The organism is Arsukibacterium sp. (assembly GCF_041616895.1).
Lineage (GTDB): Bacteria > Pseudomonadota > Gammaproteobacteria > Enterobacterales > Alteromonadaceae > Alishewanella.
Genome location: NZ_JBFJPY010000001.1, coordinates 31,238 through 53,366 on the forward strand (window position 1 = coordinate 31,238; position 22,129 = coordinate 53,366).

Consider the following 22,129-nt stretch of genomic DNA (forward strand, 5'->3'; position numbering starts at 1 on the left):
TCTTTCTGAATTTGCTGATTATGATCTGCCGCCTGCACTTCAGCCTGGATAGCTTGGGCTAACTGTTCATTTAACTGCTCAAGTTGTTTACTGGCGTGTTGCTGCGCTTCACGCTGAAAAGCTGTAACAAAGTCTTCACTAAACGCAGTTTCAGCTGCCGTTGGGATCCGGGTTGCCTGCTCGTTACGCCATTTTTGATAATGCACAACCAGGCTGGCCTGGGCACCAGACACTTTTGCCAAAAGATAATCAAGAGAGACGGGTTTGCCAGCTTGCTGCAATTCGTCACAGATCTTTTTGACTTCACTATATTGGGTCATAGTTATACATCCGATTCACTACTTTGATTTTGCAGAACAACTTTAAACAGTCGCAAGAAGCATACTGTAGTCTTTTTTGTAGAAAAACTAAATTTTTATCACATAATTTTTGCATTTATCTGGCAGAACAACTAAATTAACTGTTAATTTATACAGTATTGGTAGCTGCTATGATTCTCTACATTGCTGAAAAACCCAGTATGGCACGTGCCATTGCTGCCGTGTTGCCTAAACCTCAGCACAAAGACACAGGATGTATCCGACTGGCCAATGGTGATGTTATCAGCTGGTGCATCGGTCACTTGCTGGAGCAAGCAGAACCGCAGGACTACAACGCCGATTATAAACGCTGGCAGGCTGCGCATCTACCTATTATTCCGGATCAATGGCAGCTGAAAGCCAGAAAGTCTGCCCGGCAGCAGTTGAGTATCCTGCAGACATTAATAAAGCAGGCAGATATGCTGGTCCACGCCGGTGATCCTGATCGTGAGGGGCAATTGCTGGTAGATGAAGTTATCGCCTGGTGCAAAGTACCTAAAACGAAACGTGATAATGTTAAACGTTTATTAATCAATGATCTTAATGCGGCAGCAATTCGCCAGGCACTAAAACAGCAGCAACCTAATACCAACTTTGTACCGTTGTCTACTTCAGCTTTGGCCCGTAGTCGTGCCGACTGGCTTTATGGTTTGAATATGACGCGGGCTTATACGCTGCGCGGCCAGGTTGCAGGATATCAGGGAGTATTGTCAGTTGGCCGGGTACAAACCCCGTTACTTGGCCTGGTAGTCAGACGTGACTTGGAAATCGCCAGTTTTAACAGCGCGACCTACTACCAGGTGCAGGCGGAACTGCAAACCAATAACGGCTCCACCTTTAACGCACAGTGGCAACCTAGCGCAGCATGTGAGCCCTACCAGGACAGCGAAGGCCGGGTACTACTTAAAGCACTGGCGGAAAAAGTGCAACGGACTGTAAAAGGCCAGCCGGCAGAGGTTATCAGAGTGCAGCAACAAGATAAAAAACAGTATGCACCGTTGCCTTACAGTTTATCAGCATTACAGATTGACGCTGCCAAGGCATATGGTTTCAGCGCTCAGCAGGTGTTAGACAGCTGTCAGCAATTGTATGAGAGGCACAAGTTAATTACCTACCCGCGATCAGACAGCCGCCACCTGCCCACCGCGCACTTCTCCGAGGCGGGTAAAGTCGGACAGGCAATAGCAGCAAACGAACCCGCGTTAGAAGCCGCGCTTGCAGGTGCAAATTTACAGTTAAAAAGTAAAGCCTGGGATGACAGCAAAGTCGCCGCGCACCACGCCATTATTCCGACAGCCAAAACGCTGTCTGGCAATCGGCTTGATGCAACAGAGCGCAAGCTTTATGCCCTGATTGCCCGTCAGTACCTGATGCAGTTTTATCCGGCATGCACCTTTACCGATAGCACGGTGGAAGTTCGGATTGCTGGTGGTTGTTTTGTGGCAAAAGCTCGTAAGCAAGAGCAAGCAGGCTGGAAAGCCTTGTTACCTGCGGCCAGTAATAATGAAAGTCGTAAAAGCGCCGCTACGGATACTGAACCGCCGTTACAAACAGGCTTACCGAAACTGCAACCTGGCGAGCAGCTACTGTGTATTGACAGTGTCTTACTTGAAAAACAAACGCAGCCGCCGGCGCCATTTACCGATGCTAGTTTGTTAAGCGCAATGACCGGCATTTCCCGTTATGTCACGAACCCTCAGATTAAACGCATTTTAAAAGACACTGATGGTTTAGGCACTGAGGCAACGCGCTCAGGAATTATTGAGCTGCTGTTTAAACGGAATTTCTTGCAGCGGGAAGGTAAGCACATTCGCTCAACCATTGCCGGTAAGGCACTGATAGCGGCATTACCGCCTGAAGCATCATTGCCGGATATGACGGCCCAATGGGAAGCGGGACTGAATAATATTTGTCAGCGCGAACAAAGCTACCAGTCCTTTATGCAGCCTTTAACGGCTAACCTGCAACAGTTAATTAGTCAGGCTGGTGCGGTTATACCTCAAGGGCTGGGCAGTGGACAGATGAAAAAATGGCCCAAAAAAACAACGAAAAAACGAGTGTTGTTCAAAGGTAATGATAAAAAAACGGCCAGTAAGCCGCAAACTGATCGCGGCTAAGTGACACTCCGATCTGGATCTATTGCAGGTACAAAGGCGCTGGCAACTGTATGAATTAGTTAATAAGTGTAATCGCGCTGGTAAGCGGGGTGATAGCTGATTATGCTCACTGCACAAATTTAACGACCTGTGCGGGAGAGCGCTTTGATTAAGAATATATTTGTTTCATCTGTGGTTGCGGTAACTTTACTACTGGCCAGCCAGCAGGCAGTAGCAACCATCGTTCAGGTAAAAACCAGTCTGGGTGATTTTGAGGTTAATTTATTTGATCAAACCACACCGGTAACGGTACAGAATTTTTTGGCTTACGTGAATAGTGGCCGCTATGATCAGACCGTTGTGCATCGTTCCGTTCCCGGCTTTATTATCCAGGGCGGCGGTTTTCGATTTGTAGAACAACTGCCGCTGACCCCGATCCAAACAAATGCCGCTATTGTTAACGAACCAAAACTTTCTAACGTTCGGGCTACCATCGCGATGGCGAAAGTTCCGGGTAACCCCAATAGTGCAACCAGTCAGTGGTTTATTAATTTAACGGATAACAGTGCCGGCAGCCCTAAACTGGATACTGTTGAAGGTGCTTATACCGTTTTCGGTCAGATAAGCGCTGCAGACATGGAAGTGGTGATGGCCATTGCCAGCCTGCCTACCTATAGTTTTAACGGAATTCAGGGATTACCACTGCGCAACTATACTGCCAATGATCGTGCGAATAATGTGCCGCTCAGTGCCGCAAATATGGTTACGGTTGAGAGTATTACTGTGGTAGATGCCAGACCAGATAGTGCTGCAGGTTTAAATCCACAACCCAATACCCTGCTACCCGACCCCGAGGAAAGTAGCAGCGGCAGCAGCAGCCTGGGGTTACTGTTGCTTGGGCCACTATTATGGTGGCGCCGCCGCCAGCAGTAATGTGCTGGAATTTGGGTATAGCTAAGTAGTGTTGCTTATATTGACGCGCTACTTAGCAGACAAGCTTCGCTAAAAAGCCATATTTATAGAAAATAATTCCTCATAGTCAGCATTACTGTTCATTTCCTCGCCTACACTTACCATACTGTGGTCATAATGACATGGGTATGTCATTGCATTTCAAAAAGGTGGCGTGAATGATCGTGTTAGTTGGTGGTGAAAAAGGCGGTAGTGGTAAAAGTTGTCTGGCGCAGAATATTGCAGTGTATTTCTCCCGTGAAAAACAGGCAAATGTCATGCTGGTAGATTGCGACCCGCAACGAACCACATCAGACTGGGTGCAAGAGCGGCACACCGATCCCAGCCTGGCCTGGATTAATTGTGTTCAGATGTACGGCAAAATTCGGTTCGAGTTAAAAAGCCTTGAGAAACATTACGACGTGGTGGTGGTCGATTGTGGTGGCCAGGATAGCGTAGCCTTGCGTTCTGCGATGGTTGTAGCCAGCCATGTGCTGTTTCCGTTGCGCCCTAAGCGGCGCGATCTGAAAACCCTGGAACATCTGGAAGATCTGGTCAGTGCCTGTAATGTCGTTAATCCGGATATGATTGTTGGATGCGTCATGACCCAATGTCCTTCGTTACCTAATCAGGCTGCCCGGATCCTCGATGCCAAAGAGGTTTGCGCGTCGTTCAACATCAGGGTGCTGGAAAATATTACCTACAGCAGGAATATTTATGATGATAGCGAAGAGAAAGGCTTATCGGTAATGGATGTCGATGGCGACGGCAAAGCTGCCAATGAAATCCGGGCAATTATTGAAGAACTTCTGGCAATGAAGGCGATACAAGAAGATGGCGCTGAGCGACCTGAAGAAAAAGTGTTTGCCGTCAAGTAAACCGGCTTTTACTGCTGACGAGTTTATTGATGACGCAAATAACTATGCGCTGGGTTTGCCGCGTATAGTCAGTTTACGTAAGCAAATGCCGGAAGAGGGCGAAAACAGCCGTCTGCCGATGCGCCATGCTACCTTTACTTTAAGTGAGGAAGCGATAGCCGCGTTAAATGAGCTTAGCGAGCTGACCGGTGAAGCGAAGTCTAAATTAGTACGCCGGTTAATTCTGCGTGCCATTCAGGGAGCGGACGTTGAGTTTCAGAACATTCCCGACAGAAAAAATAAAGCCGGCGCTGACTAAGCCGGCCTCTTTATTTACGGTGACGCTGCTTATTTTGCTAAAAATGCGTAGGCAATAATAAAAGCAGTCTCCTGAAACCCTTTTAAACCGGTGTCTTTAAAATCAACAGGTAGCGGATGCTGTTTCAGTTTCTCTTTAATGGCATTGACGGACAATATCACGCTGGGACAACTACTGATGAGCTGGATTGCCGCCTCGATTTTAAAACCAACAGCACCGCCTGCAAATTTACCTTTTTGTGGCCGCTCTTTCACCACTAGTTGTTCAATTTTATAATCTTCAATTAGTTTGGCCAGATTAAACTGAAATTTTTGTAAGCTTTCAGCGTCTTTATCGTTGCTCAGGGCTAAGCGGGTTTGCCGGCATTCCGGTAAATCGAACAAACCGTCTTTTAATGTCATCAGGCATAAAATTGCCTCACTGCCTTTAATTTCAATTCCACATACACGCATAGTATTTCTCAGTCAATTTTGCCCGGTTAAGGGCTGGTCAGGGCTTCCATATGGCTGCTGATAATGCTGCAGCTTTGCCGGAGTGGCTCACCAAATAAAATAGGATTAAAGTCGCGATTTACGCAGTAACGCTGATGAAAAGTTAATACGCTTTGTTTCGTCTCTGCAGCCTTGGCTAATTGTTGTTGCTGGCCTTCGCCCCAGTTAGCAGCAAGCTCATTAAGTTGCTTTTTAATTTGCCGTAGTGCCTGCTCATCAGACATTTTTCCGGAACTGGGGGCGTTATCCAGAATCAGGCCATATAACTGATCACGATAGGGTCTTAGTAACTCATGATCAGAGAACGTAAGAAGTAACAAAATAATCACAGCAAGCCAGAAAAACTTTTTCATCTGATAGCGCACCTCAAAAATCGCAGCCACTATTGTAAAGTATTTTTGGCAACGGTGCATCTGCTGCTCTGAGGCTTATTTTATATCAAATATTATCTGGTCAAGGCTGTTATACTTGCCCCAGCACAGCAGCTGGTAAGAGGTAGCAGTGGATAACAACCGCATCGATATAAAAAATATACCTGTGAAGGTGGAAACCTATAAACCTGAGCAATTAAACCAAGCGAAATATGCTTCGCGGGACCGCATATACGTGCGCTCAGTTAAAGGCTTACATCAGAGTTTGCGGCGCAATATGGGTTTTATTTTTATGGCGTTGTTTATGCTGCTGCCATGGATCCAGTACAACGGCAAACAGGCTATCCTGCTAAACATTGGCGAGCAAAAGTTTAATATTTTTGCCCTGACCTTGTGGCCACAGGATTTCACTATCCTGGCCTGGATTTTTGTTATAGCTGCTTATGCCTTATTTTTTGTTACCGCTTTTTATGGTCGGGTGTGGTGCGGCTATTTGTGTCCGCAGTCGGTATGGACCTTTATTTTTATGTGGTTTGAAGAAAAAATTCAGGGCACCCGCAACCAACGCATGACTCTGGACCAGGCCCCCTGGTCAATCGCTAAGTTTGTTAAAAAGGCGCTGACCCACGTGTGCTGGCTGGCTTTCGCGCTATTAACAGCATTAATCTTTGTTGGTTATTTTACGCCCGTAGGCCCTTTATTTATCGAGTTTTTTACTTTTCAGGCCGGGTTCTGGGCTGTTGTTTCGGTGCTGTTTTTTGCAGCCTGTACTTATGGCAACGCCGGCTGGATGCGGGAAATTATGTGTACTCACATTTGTCCTTACGCCCGCTTTCAGTCCGCCATGTTTGATAAAGATACCTTTACCGTAACGTATGATGAGCAACGTGGCGAAACCCGCGGTCCCCGCAGCCGCAAAGATAACGATTATAAAGAAAAAGGCCTTGGCGACTGCATTGACTGCAACTTGTGTGTTCATGTTTGCCCAACCGGGATAGATATCCGCAATGGCCTGCAATATGAATGTATTAACTGTGGCGCCTGCATTGATGCCTGCGACGATACAATGGCAAAAATGGGCTACCCACCCGGCCTGATAAGCTACACCACAGAGCATAGCTTAAACGGCAAACCCACTAAGGTATTCCGGCCAAAACTGGTAGGCTACTTTATTATTCTGCTTATTGTTTGCGGTGCTTTTGCCACCAACCTGTACCTGCGCAAACCGCTGGAGCTGGATATTATTCGCGACCGGGGTGCCCTGTATCGTGAAACACCTGAAGGGCTGGTCGAAAATACTTACACCCTTAGCATTATTAATAAATCGCAGCAGGAAAAACGTTATCAGCTTGAGGTTTCGGGCGTGGCGGGGATAACCTGGATTGGCTTGACGCAAGTTACCATCGCTGGCGGCGACAATCTTAATGTGCCGGTAAGCCTGGCACTTGACCCTTACAGCGCTGCTAAACCCATTCTGGATATTGAATTTAAGGTGACTGAATTGTCAGAAGATGGCTACAGCGTCAGCCAGGGGAATAAATTCTTTGCCGGCCGTTAACAGTGAAGTCATCAGCCGGTTTGATTTTGCCACCCTTGGGCCTGAACTTATTCTGGATGCGTTATTGCAGTTAGGTCTGGATGTCAGTAGCGGCTTACTGGCATTAAACAGCTATGAGAACCGGGTATATCAGTTTACGGCTTACCCGGATCACAGCGAGCAAGCGCAAAAATATGTGGTGAAGTTTTACCGGCCAGAGCGCTGGAGTCCACAGCAAATTCAGGAAGAGCATGATTTTGCCTTTGAACTGGCCGATGCCGATATTCCTATGGTGGCGCCACTGCGGTTTAACGGCGACAGTTTACTGCAGTATCAGGGCTATTATTTTGCGGTGTTCCCTAGCCGCGGTGGGCGAACGCTGGAAGTAGACAACGACGAACAGCTGGCGATGTTAGGGCGCTTTCTTGGCAGGATGCATCAGGTTGGCGCCAAAAAAACCTTTGTCAGCCGGCCAACCTTCAGCATCGACAGCCACCTGCTGCAAAGCCAACAAGTACTGAACAAGCTGGAATTGATCCCCGATTATATGCGACTGGCTTTTGACACGGTGCTGCAACAGGTCATTACCGAGGCGGGCAGGCAATATAAACCCGGCCGGCAAATTAGACTGCATGGTGATTGTCATGCCGGTAACCTGTTCTACGTTGACCAGGGACCCTTCTTTGTAGACCTGGACGACTGTCGCACCGGGCCGGCAATTCAGGATATGTGGATGATGTTGTCCGGTGATCAGCAAGAGCAACGACTGACCTTAGAGCTGATGCTTGACGAATATGAGCAATATTGTGATTTCGATCCTGCGGAACTAAAACTGATCGAGCCACTCAGAGCAATGCGTATAGTGCACTATATGGCCTGGTTAGCCCGGCGTTGGCAAGATCAGGCTTTTGTGCAGAGCTTCCCCTGGTTTGCTACTGATAAATATTGGGAGCAACAATGTCTGGTGCTGAAAGAACAACTGGCATTATTGCAGCAACCGCCATTATCATTGGTGCCAGGCTACTGACAATTTGTTAAGCTAGCGGCTGAGTCGGCCCGATTAAGGATGTAAGTTAAAATGAAAAAGCTGTTATCACTATGTTTGGTTGCACTGTTATTGCCATTAGCAGTAAGTGCCAATTCAAAATTTGTTGAAGGTAAGCATTATCAGGTGATTGCCGAGAAAGCATCAGCTAAGCCGGTAGTTAAAGAATATTTTTCGTTCTTTTGTGGCGGCTGCTATGGGTTTGAACCGGTAGCGCAAAGCCTGGCCAAAAAATTGCCTGACAACGCCGAATTTCAGAAAGTCCACGTCGATTTTATCCGTGCCGCGTCGCCGGAAATTCAGAATATGCTGGCCCGTGCCTACCTTGTTGGCAAAAACATGGGTAAGGGCGATCAGGTTGCATCGGCTATTTTTAATCAGATCCATCGTAGCCGGGTACCGTTCGTAAATGAAGATGACGTGCGCAGTCTGATGCTGATTAACGACATTACTGCTGAAGAGTATGAAAAAGCCATGCGCAGCTTCTCAGTGCGTGGCGCGGCCAACCAGATGAAGAAAGAACAAACCGAGCTATCAGAAAGCCGTGTGTTAAGTGCAGTACCCATGTTGGTGGTAAACGACAAATACAAAATTCTGAATGAAGCCCTGAACCAGCGCGATCTGGAAAACGAGCTGCAGGAGTTAATTAGCTATTTGTTGTCCAAAGACGCTTAATTGCTACATTGTATTTTCTGGGGTGGCCGTGGCCACCCTTTTTTATTTTTGGTCGGGTCAGTATGAATAACACTTCAGACATTGGTTTTGGCGAAGATACAGCTGACATCCGGGTATATATTGCCAGGCGGCCGCCGATGGCAGAATACGCTCAGTTACAACAACTAAAGCCGCTACAAAGCGGCGAAATTGCGCTGATAAATAGTGCCTGCGGCAATGGCTGGCGCAAGGTGTTTAATGTGTATAGCAAATTGCTGTTTGTATTGGATGCTCAGCAGTTTACCTTTAGCCGCCAGGCTGTCAGTTGGCAGCAGTATCGGGATCAGTTTTTATTGCAGACCGGCAGTAATACTGCGCTGCTTTTTAGCGCGCCTGAACTGCAACCCGAATTAAGAACCGTGCATATTATTGCCGGCCGAACCCATGCTAAGGCCCTGCTTGATGCAGGGTTGGCGGCGCAGTTAACCTGGCTGAATAACGAGTTTGCGATAGACAAGTTTAACCGGCTGCTGGTGTGTCCGTACTTTGACTACCGCCAATTAAACAATGAGAAACTGGCGTATTTAGCGCAACTGATAAAGGCATTAGATGAATAATAATAAGTTACTGATACAGCTGCAGCAGTTGTCTGATTTACTGCGCCCATTTCAGTTTGGTGTTGGTGGCAGTTGTCTGCTGTGGCACTTAGGGTTGGAAGTGACACCAAATGATATTGATATTGTATGTAGCGAGGATGACTTTGCCGCTAGTTGTCATATATTAACAGCAGAGTATCAGTTGCAACACTCACCACCTCATAGTGAATACGCCACTGCACACTTCGCCCGCTTTAGCCGGGCAGGCTGGCCAGATATAGAGTTGATGGCGGGCATTGCGGTAAGGCAGGATGACAGCATAACCCGTTGGCACTTTAACCCAGAGCGCTGCCACTGGCAAAATGGCGTATGCTGGATGCCACCTGCAGACTGGCTAACGCTATATCAGCTGTTTAACCGTTCAGAGCGGGTGGCTCAGCTACGGCATTACCTGGTTAAATTACGGCTTGGCACGGTTGGCTAGTCGGCTATTTCCACCGCAGTGGGCACCAGCTGTTAACCAGCAGCTTCACCCTCGCCTTGCTCCTATACTTTTAACAGGCCCGTCGCATAAGCGGTTTTTGTGACAAATTTTGTTGCCGCTTTTTTGTGGCATCAGCCAGTATTATTTGCCGCAAAAATTGTGCTATTTACACATTTGAGCTATTATTTGTGAAATTTCATCAAATGGTGAGTGATATGAGCGCATTACTAAAACCGGTAGCAACGGCTGATGCCGTGCTGGCAAAAGCCGTACTTAATGCAAGTGAGCAATTAGGCTTAAAGCAAGCCGAGCTGGCGGCGGTGTTAGGTGTGCATCGTACCGCGGTTAGCCGCTTAAAACAGAGTTTGTCGCTGGACCCGGCATCCAAGCAGGGCGAGCTCGCACTATTGTTTATCCGGGTTGCCCGGGCGGTGTATACCCTGGCCGGCGGTGATCCAGCCTGGATTAAACACTTTATGCACACTAACAATACTATTACCGGTGGCGTGCCGGCACAGCAGGTGCAAAGCATTAGTGGCCTGTTTCAGGTATTGCAGGTGGTTGACGCACTCAGAGGAAAACTTTGATCTGGCAGGCCTGCCGCGGTGAGCAACATATTACTGAGCTAAGTGGCCAGCTGCACCGGCTGGTAGAAAGCCAGCAACAGGTGGCTACCCTCAGTCTGGTCGATACCCTGGCAGAGCAGGCCTTGCTTGAGCAATTGCTGGAAAGCACCAAGCCAGCGTTACCCGCTGCGGCGACTGATTTACACTATCTGCTGAAAACGCCGTTTCGTTATCCACCGCTAAAGTGGGGCTCACGTTTTGGTAGCGTGCACGAGCATGGTATTTTTTATGCTGGCAGCACAGCGGAAGTTTGTCTGGCTGAGTCAGCTTACTACCGGCTATTGTTCTGGCACTCGATGGACGCCGCGCCGCCCAAAGCCAGTTTGCGCACCGAACATACCTTGCTTAGTGCCAGCTATTACTCCGACAAAGGAGTGTGTTTACAGCAACCACCGTTTAGCGCTTATCAGCAAACGCTTACCGATAAAACCAGTTACCAGCAAACCCAGCCATTAGGTACTGCTATGCGCAGCGCCGGGGTAGAATTATTTCAGTATTGCTCTGCCCGCCACCCCCAACAGCAACTGTGTATTGGCCTGTTTAGCGCAGCTGCGTTTACCCACAAGCAACCCGACAGCACCAGCCAGTGGCTGTGCGAGCTAAGCGCCGAACACGTGGTATTTAAACAAGCAGGCGACAGCGCGCTATATCAATTCAGCGCAGAGCTATTTATGGTTGACGGAAAACTGCCACGGCCGGCTTGAATAATTAGCAAAGCTGGGAAATCGTGCTATCAACTTCATCAATTATGTATGGAGTATCTTATAGTGGGATATTAACCCTATTAATAGCGCTTATATGGGATCATAGTCCTCTTAATTTCTCCTAATAGTTGCCAATGTGATGAAGTAGGACTATATTCCTATTATTTATAGAATAGTAGGAATATAGTCCTACAAGGTGATGTATGGCTAAGCGTGATTTGCACAATGTTCTGTTTCCCAAACAGCGAAAAATCCTTACGCATTTTGGTGAGGACTTGTTGTTAGCCATGAAACGCCGTGGATTTACTAAAAAATTATTGTGTGAGCGAACTGGCTTTGATCATAAAACCGTGAACAAGGTATTCGCTGGTGACCCTGGTGTTGCTATCGGCACTTACCTGAAGATCATGGCCGTGTTGGGAATGGAAAGTAACTTTGCAGAAATGGCTGCTCATGATGAAGTTGGCATCAAGCTGCAGAATATAAAATTGCTGGAAGGTTCAAGATGAGCCGTGAAATCGTCGAGGTATATGCCGACTGGCATCCAATTGAACAGCCATTATTGGTTGGGCACCTTGCTTACAGTGAATCAAGTCGGGGTGGTGTGTTTAGCTTTGCGTACAATAAAGTATTTCTTACGTCACCTTATCGCTTGCAAATAGACCCTATGCTGACACTATATGCTGGTGAACTTTACAATGACGAAGCCGATAAAAACTTCCGGGCTTTTCTGGACTCATCTCCCGATCGTTGGGGGCGAATTTTGATGCAACGCCGCGCTGCTATTGAAGCGCGTAAGGACATTCGGGCAACGAGTCGATTAAATGAATTGGATTACTTGCTGGGCGTACATGATTCTTACCGAATGGGAGGGATCAGATTTAAGCGAGCTGACAATACTGATTGTTTAGATGCCTCTTTTTCAGACAACCCTTTCTTAGACAATCATGTCGAGTTTGTTGCACCGCCAATGGCATCTTTACGTGAGTTAGAGCACGCCGCCATGCAAATTGAAAAAGACGATAACATCGACAGTGACGAGTATTATCGTTGGCTAAAAATGCTGATTGCGCCAGGTTCATCTTTAGGCGGTGCCAGACCAAAAGCCTGTGTAACCGATGAACAAAATCAATTATGGATAGCTAAATTTCCTAATATAAATGATACCCATGATGTTGGTGCGTGGGAGATGGTCTGTTATGAGCTAGCTTTAGCGGCTGGCGTTGAGATGTTTCCAAGTGAGATCAGGCAGTTTTCATCGCAACACCATACCTTTTTAACAAAGCGCTTTGACCGGCAGGGAGAGCAGCGGCTGCATTTTTCATCGGCTATGACTCAGCTGCAATACTATGATGGCGAACAATCTCAAGGTGCCAGTTATTTGGAAATTGCTGAGTTTCTTTCCAAACAGGGAGCACAAACAGAAGCTGATTTAGCACAATTGTGGCGGCGTATCGTCTTTAATATTGCGGTGTCTAATACGGATGATCACCTGCGCAATCATGGTTTTTTACTTACTAAGAATGGCTGGAAGTTATCACCTGCTTATGACTTAAACCCCATCGTTGGTAAACAAGGCCTACACCTGAACATTACTGATACAGACAACGCCTTAGACTACCAGTTAGCCTTTGATGTAAAAGGTTTCTTTCGGCTTTCTCAAATCCAGGCAACTCAAATTCACGACGAAGTGCTAAGTGCGGTTAAACACTGGCAAGCCGTTGCGAAGCGGCTGGGGATTAGCCGGGCAGAGCAAATAATGAAGGAATCTGCGTTCAATATTTAATTACCCTTATGTTAAAAGAGATCGCCGGGCAGGTAGCGTTAAAACAAAATGGCGACACACAAATTTACCAATTCAACGCTACTCAATTTTTGGTGGATGGCAAACTGCCCATGCCGGCTTGATTTAACAATTATTATTGGGTGTTATCGCAAAATTATTTAGTGGAGTAAGGTCATACTTTTGTGCGTAGGCTAATATAGCTTCGTCTAATGGCATATCGCCAAACCGATCTAACCATTCGCTCTCGGTATAGCCAGTGTCGTTAAAGTTTATACAGTACACATGCTCGAGCTTTTTACTAAGCAGCTTAAAATAATCGTTATTATTACTTTCTAGATCCATAATTGACACCCAATGTGTCTTATAGTCCGTAGCATTATAAGTCACATCGCTGGACGATGTTAGCTCTTAAGTTTTTGGATAGAGTTATGCATCAGGATCTGTTTTATGATGGCACTTTTCAATTTTTGATTAACTGTGGTTTGACGGAGATTTGAAGCTGCGCGAATTGGGCTGGCGGGTATTGCTGGTTTGGGAGTGTGCGTTAAAAGGTAAGAATAAGGTGCCGTTGCCACAACTTACCAATGACATTACCATTTGGCTGCACCATGGTAGTAGCTTTGCTGAGCTACCTGAAGTTGTAGAGTAAAGTTCAGGCGTTGGTTGTAGTTTATGGTTTTAAATCGAGGCTAATGGCTTCACTGGCTGTAATAACCGTAATCTGATTATTATGATTGAGTATCCTGGGAGCGTTTAAGCTGCTCCTCCTGCAACAAAAACTGCCTGCGCGCTTCTTGTTGTTTCGTCCGTTGCTCAAGCACTTGTTCAACCTGATCAGATTCATTCCATGAGCCACGGGTTACCAGGCGTTTTACGTCACTGTCGTAACAAAGGGCGGGGTTCAGCGTCCAGGCGCTATAAGTGACCCGGGTAAACAGCAACGTTGACGCCGGGCAGGATTGATAGCCCTTTGCAGCCATTTGGTTTTCCCAGTAATGGCTAACACCATAATAGCCTAAGGGCATTAGCACAAAACTAACTAGTAATAGCCCGCTGAAAACCCGGTTAAGTTTTTTCTCTGAGGGCAAGGCAAGCACATTAAACTTGTGAATAATTAACCTGGTTGCGATCCAAACGATAAGTACTAAGCAGAAAATGCCGCCGCCAAATGCTAAACCATGCATGCTGCTGTGAATTATTAACTGATTTCCACTTTTAACCAGCTGGTGTTGATTCGACAGATCGTATAGCAAACCCCAGATAATCAGCGGCAACAAAAGCAGGCAAAACAGCAACAAACCAATACCTGCAGCATTCTGCTTACTCGTTAAAGCCATAGTTCAGGTCTTCTTCGTATCAACTGATTGATTTTGTCTGTCGCAGATTTATAAAGGCTACGCTTAACATACCGGACTGTTGAGGATGTGATATAAACAATACCTGCATTGACCTTATCCAGTAAAGATTTTTCCTGATATTCAAACCACTGAATCAAAGATTTAGTAATCTCAAATTTTTTGTCGATTACATTAAGTGTGTAACCAACCAGCAAGGATACAGCAACCCCGATAATAATTGGTACTACAGCAACAACAGCTGAACCCATAAACAGAGCGGCACCTGCAGCGGCTAAATACCCAGCAGTGCTGGCGATGGCAATCTTAACTAGATCTGTAGAAATACCTCCCAGCCAGTGCGTCCAACGATACTCATCTTCAAACAGCCATTGAATGCTATGTAAAGATACGGAGAAGATCACCGAAACAAGAAAACCACTTTTGGCTGAGCTTTTCAGACCCTCTGTACCCACTGCCATTTTTATCATCAGGGTATTTGTCGCCAGATAGCGAGTGCCTTTAACTATTAGACGAGCCCGATGATTACCCTTAAAAATAATGTAATTCCGACCATTCTAAGTAACCATGCTGTAAGTTTCGAAGAAGCGGCTACCACGCTTCAAATCTGTTCCCAGAACTAACATAGTGGCCAGATCATTGCCCGCAGCTCCATAATCACGGCCGAGAGTTAATATTTGAGTTGTTGAATCTGAACCTGTCAGATGTTTGAATGTATTTTCGATTTGAGGCTGTGATTTGCCCTCTTGCCGCTGCACTGTCAACCAGAACTCAGCAAGCTCCCGTGCGTTAAGCACATAAATATCCGCTTTGCTTTCAGCCAAATCTTCAGCCAACTTCTGTTCTGATTGAAAACGCTGCGCCTGCTTTAATCCCTTACGAGCTGCCATAGCTATTCCTTTTACCAGTCGAAACTAGTATCTTAATAATAAATCAATAAATTGCAATTATATTGTTTATATTTTGTGTGCTTTTATGTGCCAGCTCTTCAGTGATAGTAGCGGAGAGCAGGTGCCTACAAGGTATGATAAGTAGTATTATGCCCAAATAAAAAATCCTGGACGACAGCTATGCAAGAACTAGAACTTAAAGTACCGCCGGTGATTCTGGTGGCGGTTTTTGCGCTGTTAATGTGGTTACTGGCAAAGTTGCTACCGTCGTTGGCTTTGCCTGCTATTTGGAGTTGGGTGCTAGCGGTGGGCTTTGCTAGTGCGGGTTTAGCGGTGGCGGTACTTGGCGTGTTGGCATTTCGCCGCGCTGAAACAACAGTAGACCCGCGTGTGCCGCAGCAAACGTCCAGCCTGGTGATTAAAGGTATTTACCGCTATAGCCGCAACCCCATGTATCTGGGGTTTTTACTGCTGTTAACGGCATGGGCTTGTTACTTAATAAATGTGGCAGCCTTTGCCTTGCTGCCGCTGTTTGTGCTGTACATGAACCGCTTTCAGATAGCACCGGAAGAGCGATTTTTACTGCAAAAATTTGGCGCGGAGTATCAGGCGTATCAGGCACAGGTCAGGCGCTGGCTTTAATACCAGCGCCTTAATTTAAAGCTTTAACCCGTCATCAACTCGCCGCCTTACACTTAGCCAAGCAACGGCTTTAAATATTGGCCGGTGTATGACTTTTTGCATGCCGCGACCTGCTCAGGGGTACCGGCGACCAGTATTTTGCCGCCGCCGTTGCCGCCTTCGGGACCTAAGTCTACTATCCAGTCAGCCGTTTTTATTACATCCAGGTTGTGCTCAATCACCACGATGGTATTGCCGTGATCGCGCAGCCGGTGCAGTACGTTCAGTAACTGCTGAATATCGTAAAAATGCAGACCGGTGGTCGGTTCATCCAGTATATACAGGGTTTTGCCGGTATCGCGTTTACTGAGCTCACGCGCCAGTTTTACCCGTTGTGCTTCACCGCCCGATAAGGTGGTCGCTGACTGGCCCAGCTTAATATAGGTTAAGCCCACATCCTGCAGGGTTTGCAGTTTACGTTTAACCGCCGGGATCGCTTCGAAAAAGGCCAGCGCATCTTCCACGGTCATATCCAGCACTTCGTGAATATTTTTGCCTTTGTATTTTATTTCCAGCGTTTCGCGGTTGTAGCGTTTGCTTTTGCAGACATCGCACGGCACGTATACGTCAGGTAAAAAGTGCATCTCTACTTTAATTAAGCCATCACCCTGACAGGCCTCACAGCGCCCGCCCTTAACATTAAAGCTGAAGCGGCCGACCTGATAACCGCGCGAGCGCGCTTCCTGGGTGCCGGCAAACAGCTCACGCACCGCAGTAAAAATGCCGGTATAAGTGGCTGCATTCGAGCGCGGGGTGCGGCCGATTGGGCTCTGGTCAATATCAATTACCTTATCAAAATGCTCCAGGCCTTTAATTTCATGATGTGGCGCCGGATCTGCGCCTTCACCTTTATTCAGTACCCGGTGCGCTACCCGGTAAAGGGTGTCGTTAATCAGGGTCGATTTACCTGAGCCAGACACCCCTGTTATGCAAGTCATTACCCCGAACGGAATGGCCAAATCAACTTTTTTCAGGTTATTGCCAGTGGCACCGGTCACTTCCAGCCATTTATCAGTTAACGGCGTGCGTTTTTCCGGTACGGCAATTTTGCGGGTACCCGACATATACTGGCCGGTTAATGACTCCGGTTCGGCCATAATTTGCTCAAGACTGCCCTGCGCCACAATATAGCCACCATGCACTCCGGCGCCGGGACCGATATCAATAACGTGATCGGCCAGCCGCACCGCATCTTCATCGTGTTCTACCACGATAACGGTGTTACCCAGGTCTCGCAGATGAGTAAGGGTGCCGAGCAACCGTTCGTTGTCACGCTGATGCAGGCCAATCGATGGCTCATCCAGCACATACATTACCCCGACTAAACCGGCGCCAATCTGACTGGCTAAGCGAATACGCTGCGCTTCGCCGCCCGATAATGTTTCGGCGCTGCGCGATAAATTCAGGTAATTAAGGCCGACATTGACCAAAAAGCTCAGCCGATCCTGAATTTCTTTTAATACCTTTTCGGCAATTTTCGCTTTTTGTCCCTGCAGACTAAGCTGCTGGAAAAACGCCAGACAGTCGCCAATAGATAACTCAACTATTTCGGGCAGGTTGGTTTTACCAATAAACACATGGCGCGCTTCGGTGCGCAGCCGGGTGCCATGACAGCTGGGGCAGGCCTGAGTCGCCAAATATTTACTCAGTTCTTCGCGCACCGAGTTAGATTCTGTTTCGCGGTAGCGCCGCTCCATATTAGGCAAAATACCTTCAAACGGATGACTGCGCAGTACCACATCACCGCGGTCGTTCAGGTATTTAAAATCGACCACAGTGCTGCCGCTACCCTGTAAAATGGCGTCCTGCTGTTTTTTAGTCAGGCTGCTAAAGGGCACGTCCAGCTTAAAACCGAAATGCTCAGACAAAGATTTAAGCATTTGAAAATAATAAAAGTTACGTTTATCCCAACCACGAATAGCACCGCCGGCCAGGCTCAGCTGGTTGCTGACAATCACTTTATTCGGGTCAAAAAACTGCTTTACCCCCAGGCCATCACAACTGGGGCAGGCGCCGGCCGGATTATTAAATGAAAACAGTCGCGGTTCCAGCTCGGTCATCGAATAGCCACAGGTGGGACAGGCAAAGTTAGCAGAAAACACCAACTCGGCCGCGTCAGGCTCGTCCATAAACGCTACTTTGGCAACGCCGCCGGACAACGCCAGCGCGGTTTCAAATGATTCTGCTAAGCGCAACTTAATATCGTCACGCACTTTAATCCGGTCGATGACCACTTCTATAGTGTGTTTTTTATGCAGGTCGAGGGTTGGCGGGTCTGATAAGTCACACACTTCGCCATCAATCCTTGCCCGGATATAGCCCTGCGCCGCCAGGTTTTCCAGGGTTTTGACATGCTCCCCCTTGCGCTCCTGCACCACCGGGGCCAATACCATTAATTTGGTGCCTTCCGGAAACTCAGTCACTTTATCCACCATTTCGCTGATAGTTTGTGCTGCTAATGGCTGGTCGTGTATTGGGCAGCGCGGCTCGCCCACCCGTGCAAACAATAGCCGCAGGTAATCATATATTTCAGTAATGGTGCCAACGGTCGAGCGCGGGTTATGCGAGGTTGATTTTTGCTCAATAGAAATAGCCGGTGATAAGCCTTCAATATGATCGACATCGGGCTTTTCCATCATGCTTAAAAACTGCCGGGCGTACGCTGATAACGATTCGACATAGCGGCGCTGCCCTTCCGCATACAGCGTATCAAATGCTAAAGACGACTTACCAGAACCGGATAAACCAGTGATCACAATAAGTTTATCGCGCGGTATTTGCAGCGAAATGTTTTTCAGGTTGTGGGTACGGGCACCCCGAATGTCGATTTTATCCATAGCGGTTTCCGGTTATCAGCAGTAAAGGCACGAAGCTGTACAAATATACACTACATGGCATTAATAAAAAACCAACCAACCCAGCTTACTTAGTTTGGTGGGTTATATTGGTTGGGCTAGCGAAGGGTTAGAACCCCGTTTCGGTCGCCACAGAGTGTCTGAGGCTTTACGCCAGTAAAGTCGAGTTGCTGTGGCGAGCCGGGGCGGGTGTTGTAACCCGAAGCGCATGGGGTTCTAATCCTCGCGTAGCTGATCATGGTGTAACCCGAAACACCAGGTACTATGATCAGATTATGCCAATACGGCATGGAGACTAAACTGGCTTACAAGCTGAATATAAAAACTGAACTCAGACCATAACAATAGCGCAAAACGGCTGTTTGTTAGCGTTTATCCCGTTAACGCGCGCGGCTTCTATGTTACACTTGCGCGCTTATTCTGGTTGTTAATTAAAATTAATGGATCAACTGAACCCTCTGGAAAAACGCGCTGCGCTGTCGCTGGCCCTGGTCTTCTCGACCCGGATGCTCGGCCTGTTTATGTTACTGCCGGTTTTTGCGCTGTATGGCACGGAACTGATTGGCTACTCGCCGTTATGGATAGGCCTGGCCATTGGTGCCTATGGTCTGACGCAGGCTATTTTACAAATTCCGTTTGGCTGGTTATCTGATCGGATTGGCCGGCATAAAGTCATGTTATTGGGCCTGGCGTTATTTGCCGGTGGCTCGGTTGTCGCCGCACTGGCGGAGTCGGTTTATATGGTCACTTTTGGCCGAATTCTGCAAGGCGCCGGTGCTATTGCCGGCGCAGTACTTGCGCTGGCAGCTGATCTTACCCGCGATGAGCAGCGCCCAAAAGTAATGGCGATTATTGGTGCCAGTATTGGTTTATCCTTTGCGCTGGCGATGATTGTCGGGCCGCTACTGGCAAAGTGGGCGGGCCTTGGTGGTGTATTCTGGTTTACCGCGGCACTGGCCTGTTGCGCCATGTTAATTGTTGCCTTTCTGGTGCCGAAAAGCGTTAGTAAAGCGCCGGCTGCTGAGACATTAGCGGTGCCGGCCACTTTACTTAATATGTTAAAACACCGTCAGCTGTTACAGCTGGACATTGGCGTAATGCTGCTGCATTTAATGTTAACCGCTATGTTTGTGGCACTGCCGGTGTTGTTCAGCCAATATCAGCTGGCCGCTGATCAGCATTGGCAAGTTTATTTGCCGGTGCTGTTGGGGTCATTTCTGCTGATGGTGCCGATGATGATCATTGCTATGCGCCGTCAGCAGGAAAAAGGCTATTTTCTGCTGGCGATTGCGCTGTTAATTATTGCTATGCTGCTGGCGTTTACTGCCACCGGACTGGCCTGGTTAATTGCCGCGTTATTGTTATTTTTTACCGGCTTTAATTTTTTAGAAGCCAGCTTACCTGCAATGGTGTCGAGGGTAGCGCCTGCCGGCCAGCGTGGCAGCGCCATGGGTATTTATTCCAGTAGTCAGTTTTTTGGAGCCTTCGCCGGCGGCGTTATTGGTGGCCTGGTTGCCCAGAAATTTAGTTATGTAATGGTGTTTGCCGTGCTGGCCGGTATTGGTTTAATATGGTTGCTTATTGCCCGGACGATGCGGGTGCCTGCCCGGGCTCAGCGCTTGTCGTTGGCGGTGCAGGTGGCATCAGAGCAAGACGCCAACAAGCTGGCTGGCCAGTTAGCGGCCCTTAGCGGTGTGCAGGAAGTGACAATTTTACTGACTGAACAACGCTGTTATTTAAAAGTCAGTTCGCAGCAATTTGATCTGGCACAGGCCAGATCATTAGTTGGCATCGGCCAACCCTAATTTTTCAGGAGAAAACGCATGGCGCGTGGAATTAATAAAGTTATCTTAATCGGCAATCTGGGCGCTGACCCGGAAGTGCGTTACATGCCACAGGGCGGTGCTGTTGCCAATATGACGCTGGCAACCTCAGAAAGCTGGACCGATAAAAATACCAACGAGAAAAAAGAGCAAACCGAATGGCACCGGGTGGTGATTTATCAGCGCCTGGCCGAAATTGCCGGTGAGTATCTGCGTAAAGGTAGCAAAGTTTATATTGAAGGTAAGCTGAAAACCCGTAAGTGGACTGACAAAGACGGTGTTGAACGTTATACCACTGAAATCGTTGCTAACGAGCTGCAAATGCTGGATGGTCGCGGTGATGGTCAGCAACAGAGTGGCGGCATGAGTGGCGGCCAGCAAGGTGGTTATCAGCGTCCGGCACAACAACCGGCCCAGCAAGGTGGCGGTTACCAGCAACCGCAACAAGGCGGTGGCTATCAGCAGCCATCTCAGAATGCACCGCAACAAGGCGGCTATCAGAAGCCGGCGCAGCAAGGTGGCAACCAGCCAGCTCAGGGGCAACAACGCCCACCAATGGAACCACCAATCGACTTTGACGACGATATTCCGTTCTAAACTGGAATAGTTTTTAATTGGTATACTTTCTTCTCTAAAGGCCGCAATTCTTGCGGCCTTTTTTTCAATAAAAAAAGCCAATAGCGTACTATTGGCTTTTTGTGGTATCAGCTTGTGGCTAGAGGACTTTGCGACGGACCAAACACAGTAAGCCAAGAGCAAATATAGCCAATGACGCAGGTGCTGGTACGTCAACGATAATGAATGGACTATTTGGCGCATTAAAGTGCACAAAGTTTTGCGATGAGTCTGCAACGCTGAATTCTAAAGACGCTTCTCCACCAGCTTCGAAAAAGTACAGCTCAAACGAATGCAACCCTGCCGCTAATTCTTTGCTAACGATAAACAGTTCTTCTGGGTGATAATTAGTGTCCGCCAGAATCAACTCGCCATCAACGAACAAAAATACGCCGTCATCGTTAAATGTCCGGAAGTAATATTGATCAAACGCCAAAACAGTAAAATCACCGGTTATTTTAGCGAAAAATGTATTATTTAACGGATGTGCAGTACCAGATACACCTGCTGCGGCAGCAGAAGGCCAGGGACTGCTTCCAGGGATTAATCCGGCAAAGCCTGCTGGGTCATCAGTAAAGTCTATATATTCCCAATAGCTAACTGTAGTGGCAATATTATTGTTAGCATAGCTAATCAGGTTGTTTACGTTATTACTTTGGTATCCGTTATATTGCTCAACCATAATTAATCCTGCATTGGCTACAGCAGAGAAAAGCAACACTGATGCAGCAATTGCACCTTTAATCCATAAAAAATTCATTAACACTTCCTTAAAATATTGAATTTATTAGCTTTTTATCTTGCGTGGCACGATTAGCAAATTTAATGCCATAAAATTAAAATCAATAAATTCAGTTGCTTAACTAAATTCGGCGTTCTGAAATTATCAAGATGTAAAAATAACTGACACTTTGGCTGTTTTTAGCTTAAATAAAATAGAGGTGTGTCTAGGAAATCAGCGCTAATTCACTGTATTGTATTAGCCTGACTTTTCACTGAAGTGATAACAGAGTAAGCGAAAACGGAGGCTAAAA

The 22,129-nt window shown here is 47.4% G+C and carries 25 protein-coding genes; 17 read left to right on the forward strand and 8 right to left on the reverse strand.

The window, feature by feature from the left end; translation table 11 throughout:
- The first annotated feature begins 490 nt into the window (after nt 1–490).
- The 4 genes from ABY802_RS00150 (at nt 491) to ABY802_RS00165 (ending at nt 4,582) form a co-directional block, all read left to right on the forward strand.
- A complete protein-coding gene (locus tag ABY802_RS00150; protein WP_372624815.1) occupies nt 491–2,476 on the forward strand; it encodes a DNA topoisomerase III in 1,986 nt (661 codons plus the stop codon).
- 144 nt (nt 2,477–2,620) lie between these two features.
- Nucleotides 2,621–3,388 carry a peptidylprolyl isomerase gene (locus ABY802_RS00155; RefSeq protein ID WP_372624817.1) on the forward strand — a complete coding sequence of 256 codons (768 nt, stop codon included), beginning with the start codon at nt 2,621–2,623 and terminating at the stop codon, nt 3,386–3,388.
- A gap of 197 nt (nt 3,389–3,585) precedes the next feature.
- Nucleotides 3,586–4,284, forward strand: coding sequence for a division plane positioning ATPase MipZ (locus tag ABY802_RS00160; protein WP_290612048.1), 699 nt, complete (start codon nt 3,586–3,588; stop codon nt 4,282–4,284).
- Nucleotides 4,271–4,582 (forward strand): replication protein RepA, encoded by a 312-nt coding sequence (locus tag ABY802_RS00165; protein ID WP_372624819.1) that lies wholly within the window; start codon nt 4,271–4,273, stop codon nt 4,580–4,582. Before ABY802_RS00160 ends, ABY802_RS00165 begins: the two co-directional genes overlap by 14 nt.
- A 29-nt stretch (nt 4,583–4,611) precedes the next feature.
- Here ABY802_RS00165 and ABY802_RS00170 read toward each other — a convergent pair whose 3' ends face one another.
- Nucleotides 4,612–5,034: a DUF3010 family protein gene (locus ABY802_RS00170; RefSeq protein ID WP_372624821.1), complete on the reverse strand. Its 423-nt coding sequence runs from the start codon at nt 5,032–5,034 to the stop codon at nt 4,612–4,614.
- 26 nt (nt 5,035–5,060) lie between these two features.
- A complete protein-coding gene (locus ABY802_RS00175) occupies nt 5,061–5,426 on the reverse strand; it encodes a hypothetical protein (RefSeq protein WP_372624823.1) in 366 nt (121 codons plus the stop codon).
- A 253-nt stretch (nt 5,427–5,679) separates the two neighbouring features.
- Here ABY802_RS00175 and ccoG point away from each other — a divergent pair, with 253 nt between their 5' ends.
- From ccoG to ABY802_RS00220, 9 genes are all read left to right on the forward strand, one after another.
- Nucleotides 5,680–7,002, forward strand: coding sequence for a cytochrome c oxidase accessory protein CcoG (ccoG, locus tag ABY802_RS00180; RefSeq protein ID WP_372624825.1), 1,323 nt, complete (start codon nt 5,680–5,682; stop codon nt 7,000–7,002).
- Entirely contained in the window at nt 6,989–8,008 is a 1,020-nt protein-coding gene (locus tag ABY802_RS00185) for a serine/threonine protein kinase (RefSeq protein ID WP_372624827.1), read from the forward strand. Before ccoG ends, ABY802_RS00185 begins: the two co-directional genes overlap by 14 nt.
- Before the next feature lie 51 nt (nt 8,009–8,059).
- Complete coding sequence (locus tag ABY802_RS00190; protein WP_372624829.1) at nt 8,060–8,701, forward strand: thiol:disulfide interchange protein DsbA/DsbL; 642 nt, start codon at nt 8,060–8,062, stop codon at nt 8,699–8,701.
- A 62-nt stretch (nt 8,702–8,763) separates the two neighbouring features.
- Nucleotides 8,764–9,297: a hypothetical protein gene (locus ABY802_RS00195; RefSeq protein WP_372624831.1), complete on the forward strand. Its 534-nt coding sequence runs from the start codon at nt 8,764–8,766 to the stop codon at nt 9,295–9,297.
- Nucleotides 9,290–9,760, forward strand: coding sequence for a hypothetical protein (locus ABY802_RS00200; protein WP_372624833.1), 471 nt, complete (start codon nt 9,290–9,292; stop codon nt 9,758–9,760). The genes ABY802_RS00195 and ABY802_RS00200 overlap by 8 nt, the downstream gene beginning before the upstream one ends.
- 215 nt (nt 9,761–9,975) lie before the next feature.
- Complete coding sequence (locus ABY802_RS00205) at nt 9,976–10,347, forward strand: antitoxin Xre-like helix-turn-helix domain-containing protein (protein ID WP_372624835.1); 372 nt, start codon at nt 9,976–9,978, stop codon at nt 10,345–10,347.
- Nucleotides 10,344–11,090: an RES family NAD+ phosphorylase gene (locus ABY802_RS00210; RefSeq protein ID WP_372624837.1), complete on the forward strand. Its 747-nt coding sequence runs from the start codon at nt 10,344–10,346 to the stop codon at nt 11,088–11,090. The genes ABY802_RS00205 and ABY802_RS00210 overlap by 4 nt, the downstream gene beginning before the upstream one ends.
- Nucleotides 11,091–11,293: 203 nt before the next feature.
- A complete protein-coding gene (locus ABY802_RS00215; protein WP_372624839.1) occupies nt 11,294–11,599 on the forward strand; it encodes a helix-turn-helix domain-containing protein in 306 nt (101 codons plus the stop codon).
- Entirely contained in the window at nt 11,596–12,876 is a 1,281-nt protein-coding gene (locus tag ABY802_RS00220) for a type II toxin-antitoxin system HipA family toxin (RefSeq protein WP_372624841.1), read from the forward strand. Before ABY802_RS00215 ends, ABY802_RS00220 begins: the two co-directional genes overlap by 4 nt.
- A gap of 123 nt (nt 12,877–12,999) precedes the next feature.
- Here the strand turns inward: ABY802_RS00220 and ABY802_RS00225 are convergent, their stop codons facing one another.
- A complete protein-coding gene (locus ABY802_RS00225; RefSeq protein ID WP_372624843.1) occupies nt 13,000–13,218 on the reverse strand; it encodes a hypothetical protein in 219 nt (72 codons plus the stop codon).
- A gap of 151 nt (nt 13,219–13,369) precedes the next feature.
- Between ABY802_RS00225 and ABY802_RS00230 the strand changes: the two genes are divergently transcribed.
- A complete protein-coding gene (locus tag ABY802_RS00230; protein WP_372624845.1) occupies nt 13,370–13,525 on the forward strand; it encodes a hypothetical protein in 156 nt (51 codons plus the stop codon).
- Between the two features lie 79 nt (nt 13,526–13,604).
- Here the strand turns inward: ABY802_RS00230 and ABY802_RS00235 are convergent, their stop codons facing one another.
- The 3 genes from ABY802_RS00235 to ABY802_RS00245 form a co-directional block, all read right to left on the reverse strand.
- A complete protein-coding gene (locus ABY802_RS00235; RefSeq protein WP_372624847.1) occupies nt 13,605–14,213 on the reverse strand; it encodes a hypothetical protein in 609 nt (202 codons plus the stop codon).
- Nucleotides 14,204–14,701, reverse strand: a complete 498-nt coding sequence (locus ABY802_RS00240; protein WP_372624848.1) for a hypothetical protein — start codon at nt 14,699–14,701, stop codon at nt 14,204–14,206. The genes ABY802_RS00235 and ABY802_RS00240 overlap by 10 nt, the downstream gene beginning before the upstream one ends.
- An 87-nt stretch (nt 14,702–14,788) precedes the next feature.
- On the reverse strand, nt 14,789–15,121 hold the full coding sequence (locus ABY802_RS00245) for a hypothetical protein (RefSeq protein WP_372624850.1): 333 nt from the start codon (nt 15,119–15,121) through the stop codon (nt 14,789–14,791).
- A gap of 180 nt (nt 15,122–15,301) precedes the next feature.
- Between ABY802_RS00245 and ABY802_RS00250 the strand changes: the two genes are divergently transcribed.
- Nucleotides 15,302–15,763 carry an isoprenylcysteine carboxylmethyltransferase family protein gene (locus ABY802_RS00250; protein ID WP_372624852.1) on the forward strand — a complete coding sequence of 154 codons (462 nt, stop codon included), beginning with the start codon at nt 15,302–15,304 and terminating at the stop codon, nt 15,761–15,763.
- Between the two features lie 53 nt (nt 15,764–15,816).
- Here ABY802_RS00250 and uvrA read toward each other — a convergent pair whose 3' ends face one another.
- Nucleotides 15,817–18,639 (reverse strand): excinuclease ABC subunit UvrA, encoded by a 2,823-nt coding sequence (uvrA, locus tag ABY802_RS00255; RefSeq protein ID WP_372624854.1) that lies wholly within the window; start codon nt 18,637–18,639, stop codon nt 15,817–15,819.
- 458 nt (nt 18,640–19,097) lie between these two features.
- Here uvrA and ABY802_RS00260 point away from each other — a divergent pair, with 458 nt between their 5' ends.
- Together ABY802_RS00260 and ssb are read left to right on the forward strand one after the other, a co-directional pair.
- A complete protein-coding gene (locus ABY802_RS00260) occupies nt 19,098–20,462 on the forward strand; it encodes an MFS transporter (RefSeq protein ID WP_372624856.1) in 1,365 nt (454 codons plus the stop codon).
- A gap of 18 nt (nt 20,463–20,480) precedes the next feature.
- Entirely contained in the window at nt 20,481–21,077 is a 597-nt protein-coding gene (gene ssb, locus ABY802_RS00265) for a single-stranded DNA-binding protein (protein WP_372624858.1), read from the forward strand.
- 118 nt (nt 21,078–21,195) lie between these two features.
- Here ssb and ABY802_RS00270 read toward each other — a convergent pair whose 3' ends face one another.
- On the reverse strand, nt 21,196–21,855 hold the full coding sequence (locus ABY802_RS00270) for a PA14 domain-containing protein (RefSeq protein WP_372624860.1): 660 nt from the start codon (nt 21,853–21,855) through the stop codon (nt 21,196–21,198).
- Between the last annotated feature and the right edge of the window lie 274 nt (nt 21,856–22,129).

Bases quoted from the DNA above. Each gene is read 5' to 3' on its own strand.
- ABY802_RS00150 (WP_372624815.1), top strand. From the start codon at position 491: ATGATTCTCTACATTGCTGAAAAACCCAGTATGGCACGTGCCATTGCT.
- ABY802_RS00160 (WP_290612048.1), top strand. From the start codon at position 3,586: ATGATCGTGTTAGTTGGTGGTGAAAAAGGCGGTAGTGGTAAAAGTTGT.
- ABY802_RS00170 (WP_372624821.1), bottom strand. From the start codon at position 5,034: ATGCGTGTATGTGGAATTGAAATTAAAGGCAGTGAGGCAATTTTATGC.
- ABY802_RS00175 (WP_372624823.1), bottom strand. From the start codon at position 5,426: ATGAAAAAGTTTTTCTGGCTTGCTGTGATTATTTTGTTACTTCTTACG.
- ABY802_RS00190 (WP_372624829.1), top strand. From the start codon at position 8,060: ATGAAAAAGCTGTTATCACTATGTTTGGTTGCACTGTTATTGCCATTA.
- ABY802_RS00195 (WP_372624831.1), top strand. From the start codon at position 8,764: ATGAATAACACTTCAGACATTGGTTTTGGCGAAGATACAGCTGACATC.
- ABY802_RS00200 (WP_372624833.1), top strand. From the start codon at position 9,290: ATGAATAATAATAAGTTACTGATACAGCTGCAGCAGTTGTCTGATTTA.
- ABY802_RS00205 (WP_372624835.1), top strand. From the start codon at position 9,976: ATGAGCGCATTACTAAAACCGGTAGCAACGGCTGATGCCGTGCTGGCA.
- ABY802_RS00215 (WP_372624839.1), top strand. From the start codon at position 11,294: ATGGCTAAGCGTGATTTGCACAATGTTCTGTTTCCCAAACAGCGAAAA.
- ABY802_RS00220 (WP_372624841.1), top strand. From the start codon at position 11,596: ATGAGCCGTGAAATCGTCGAGGTATATGCCGACTGGCATCCAATTGAA.
- ABY802_RS00225 (WP_372624843.1), bottom strand. From the start codon at position 13,218: ATGGATCTAGAAAGTAATAATAACGATTATTTTAAGCTGCTTAGTAAA.
- ABY802_RS00235 (WP_372624847.1), bottom strand. From the start codon at position 14,213: ATGGCTTTAACGAGTAAGCAGAATGCTGCAGGTATTGGTTTGTTGCTG.
- ABY802_RS00240 (WP_372624848.1), bottom strand. From the start codon at position 14,701: ATGATAAAAATGGCAGTGGGTACAGAGGGTCTGAAAAGCTCAGCCAAA.
- ABY802_RS00245 (WP_372624850.1), bottom strand. From the start codon at position 15,121: ATGGCAGCTCGTAAGGGATTAAAGCAGGCGCAGCGTTTTCAATCAGAA.
- ABY802_RS00250 (WP_372624852.1), top strand. From the start codon at position 15,302: ATGCAAGAACTAGAACTTAAAGTACCGCCGGTGATTCTGGTGGCGGTT.
- uvrA (WP_372624854.1), bottom strand. From the start codon at position 18,639: ATGGATAAAATCGACATTCGGGGTGCCCGTACCCACAACCTGAAAAAC.
- ABY802_RS00260 (WP_372624856.1), top strand. From the start codon at position 19,098: ATGGATCAACTGAACCCTCTGGAAAAACGCGCTGCGCTGTCGCTGGCC.
- ssb (WP_372624858.1), top strand. From the start codon at position 20,481: ATGGCGCGTGGAATTAATAAAGTTATCTTAATCGGCAATCTGGGCGCT.
- ABY802_RS00270 (WP_372624860.1), bottom strand. From the start codon at position 21,855: ATGAATTTTTTATGGATTAAAGGTGCAATTGCTGCATCAGTGTTGCTT.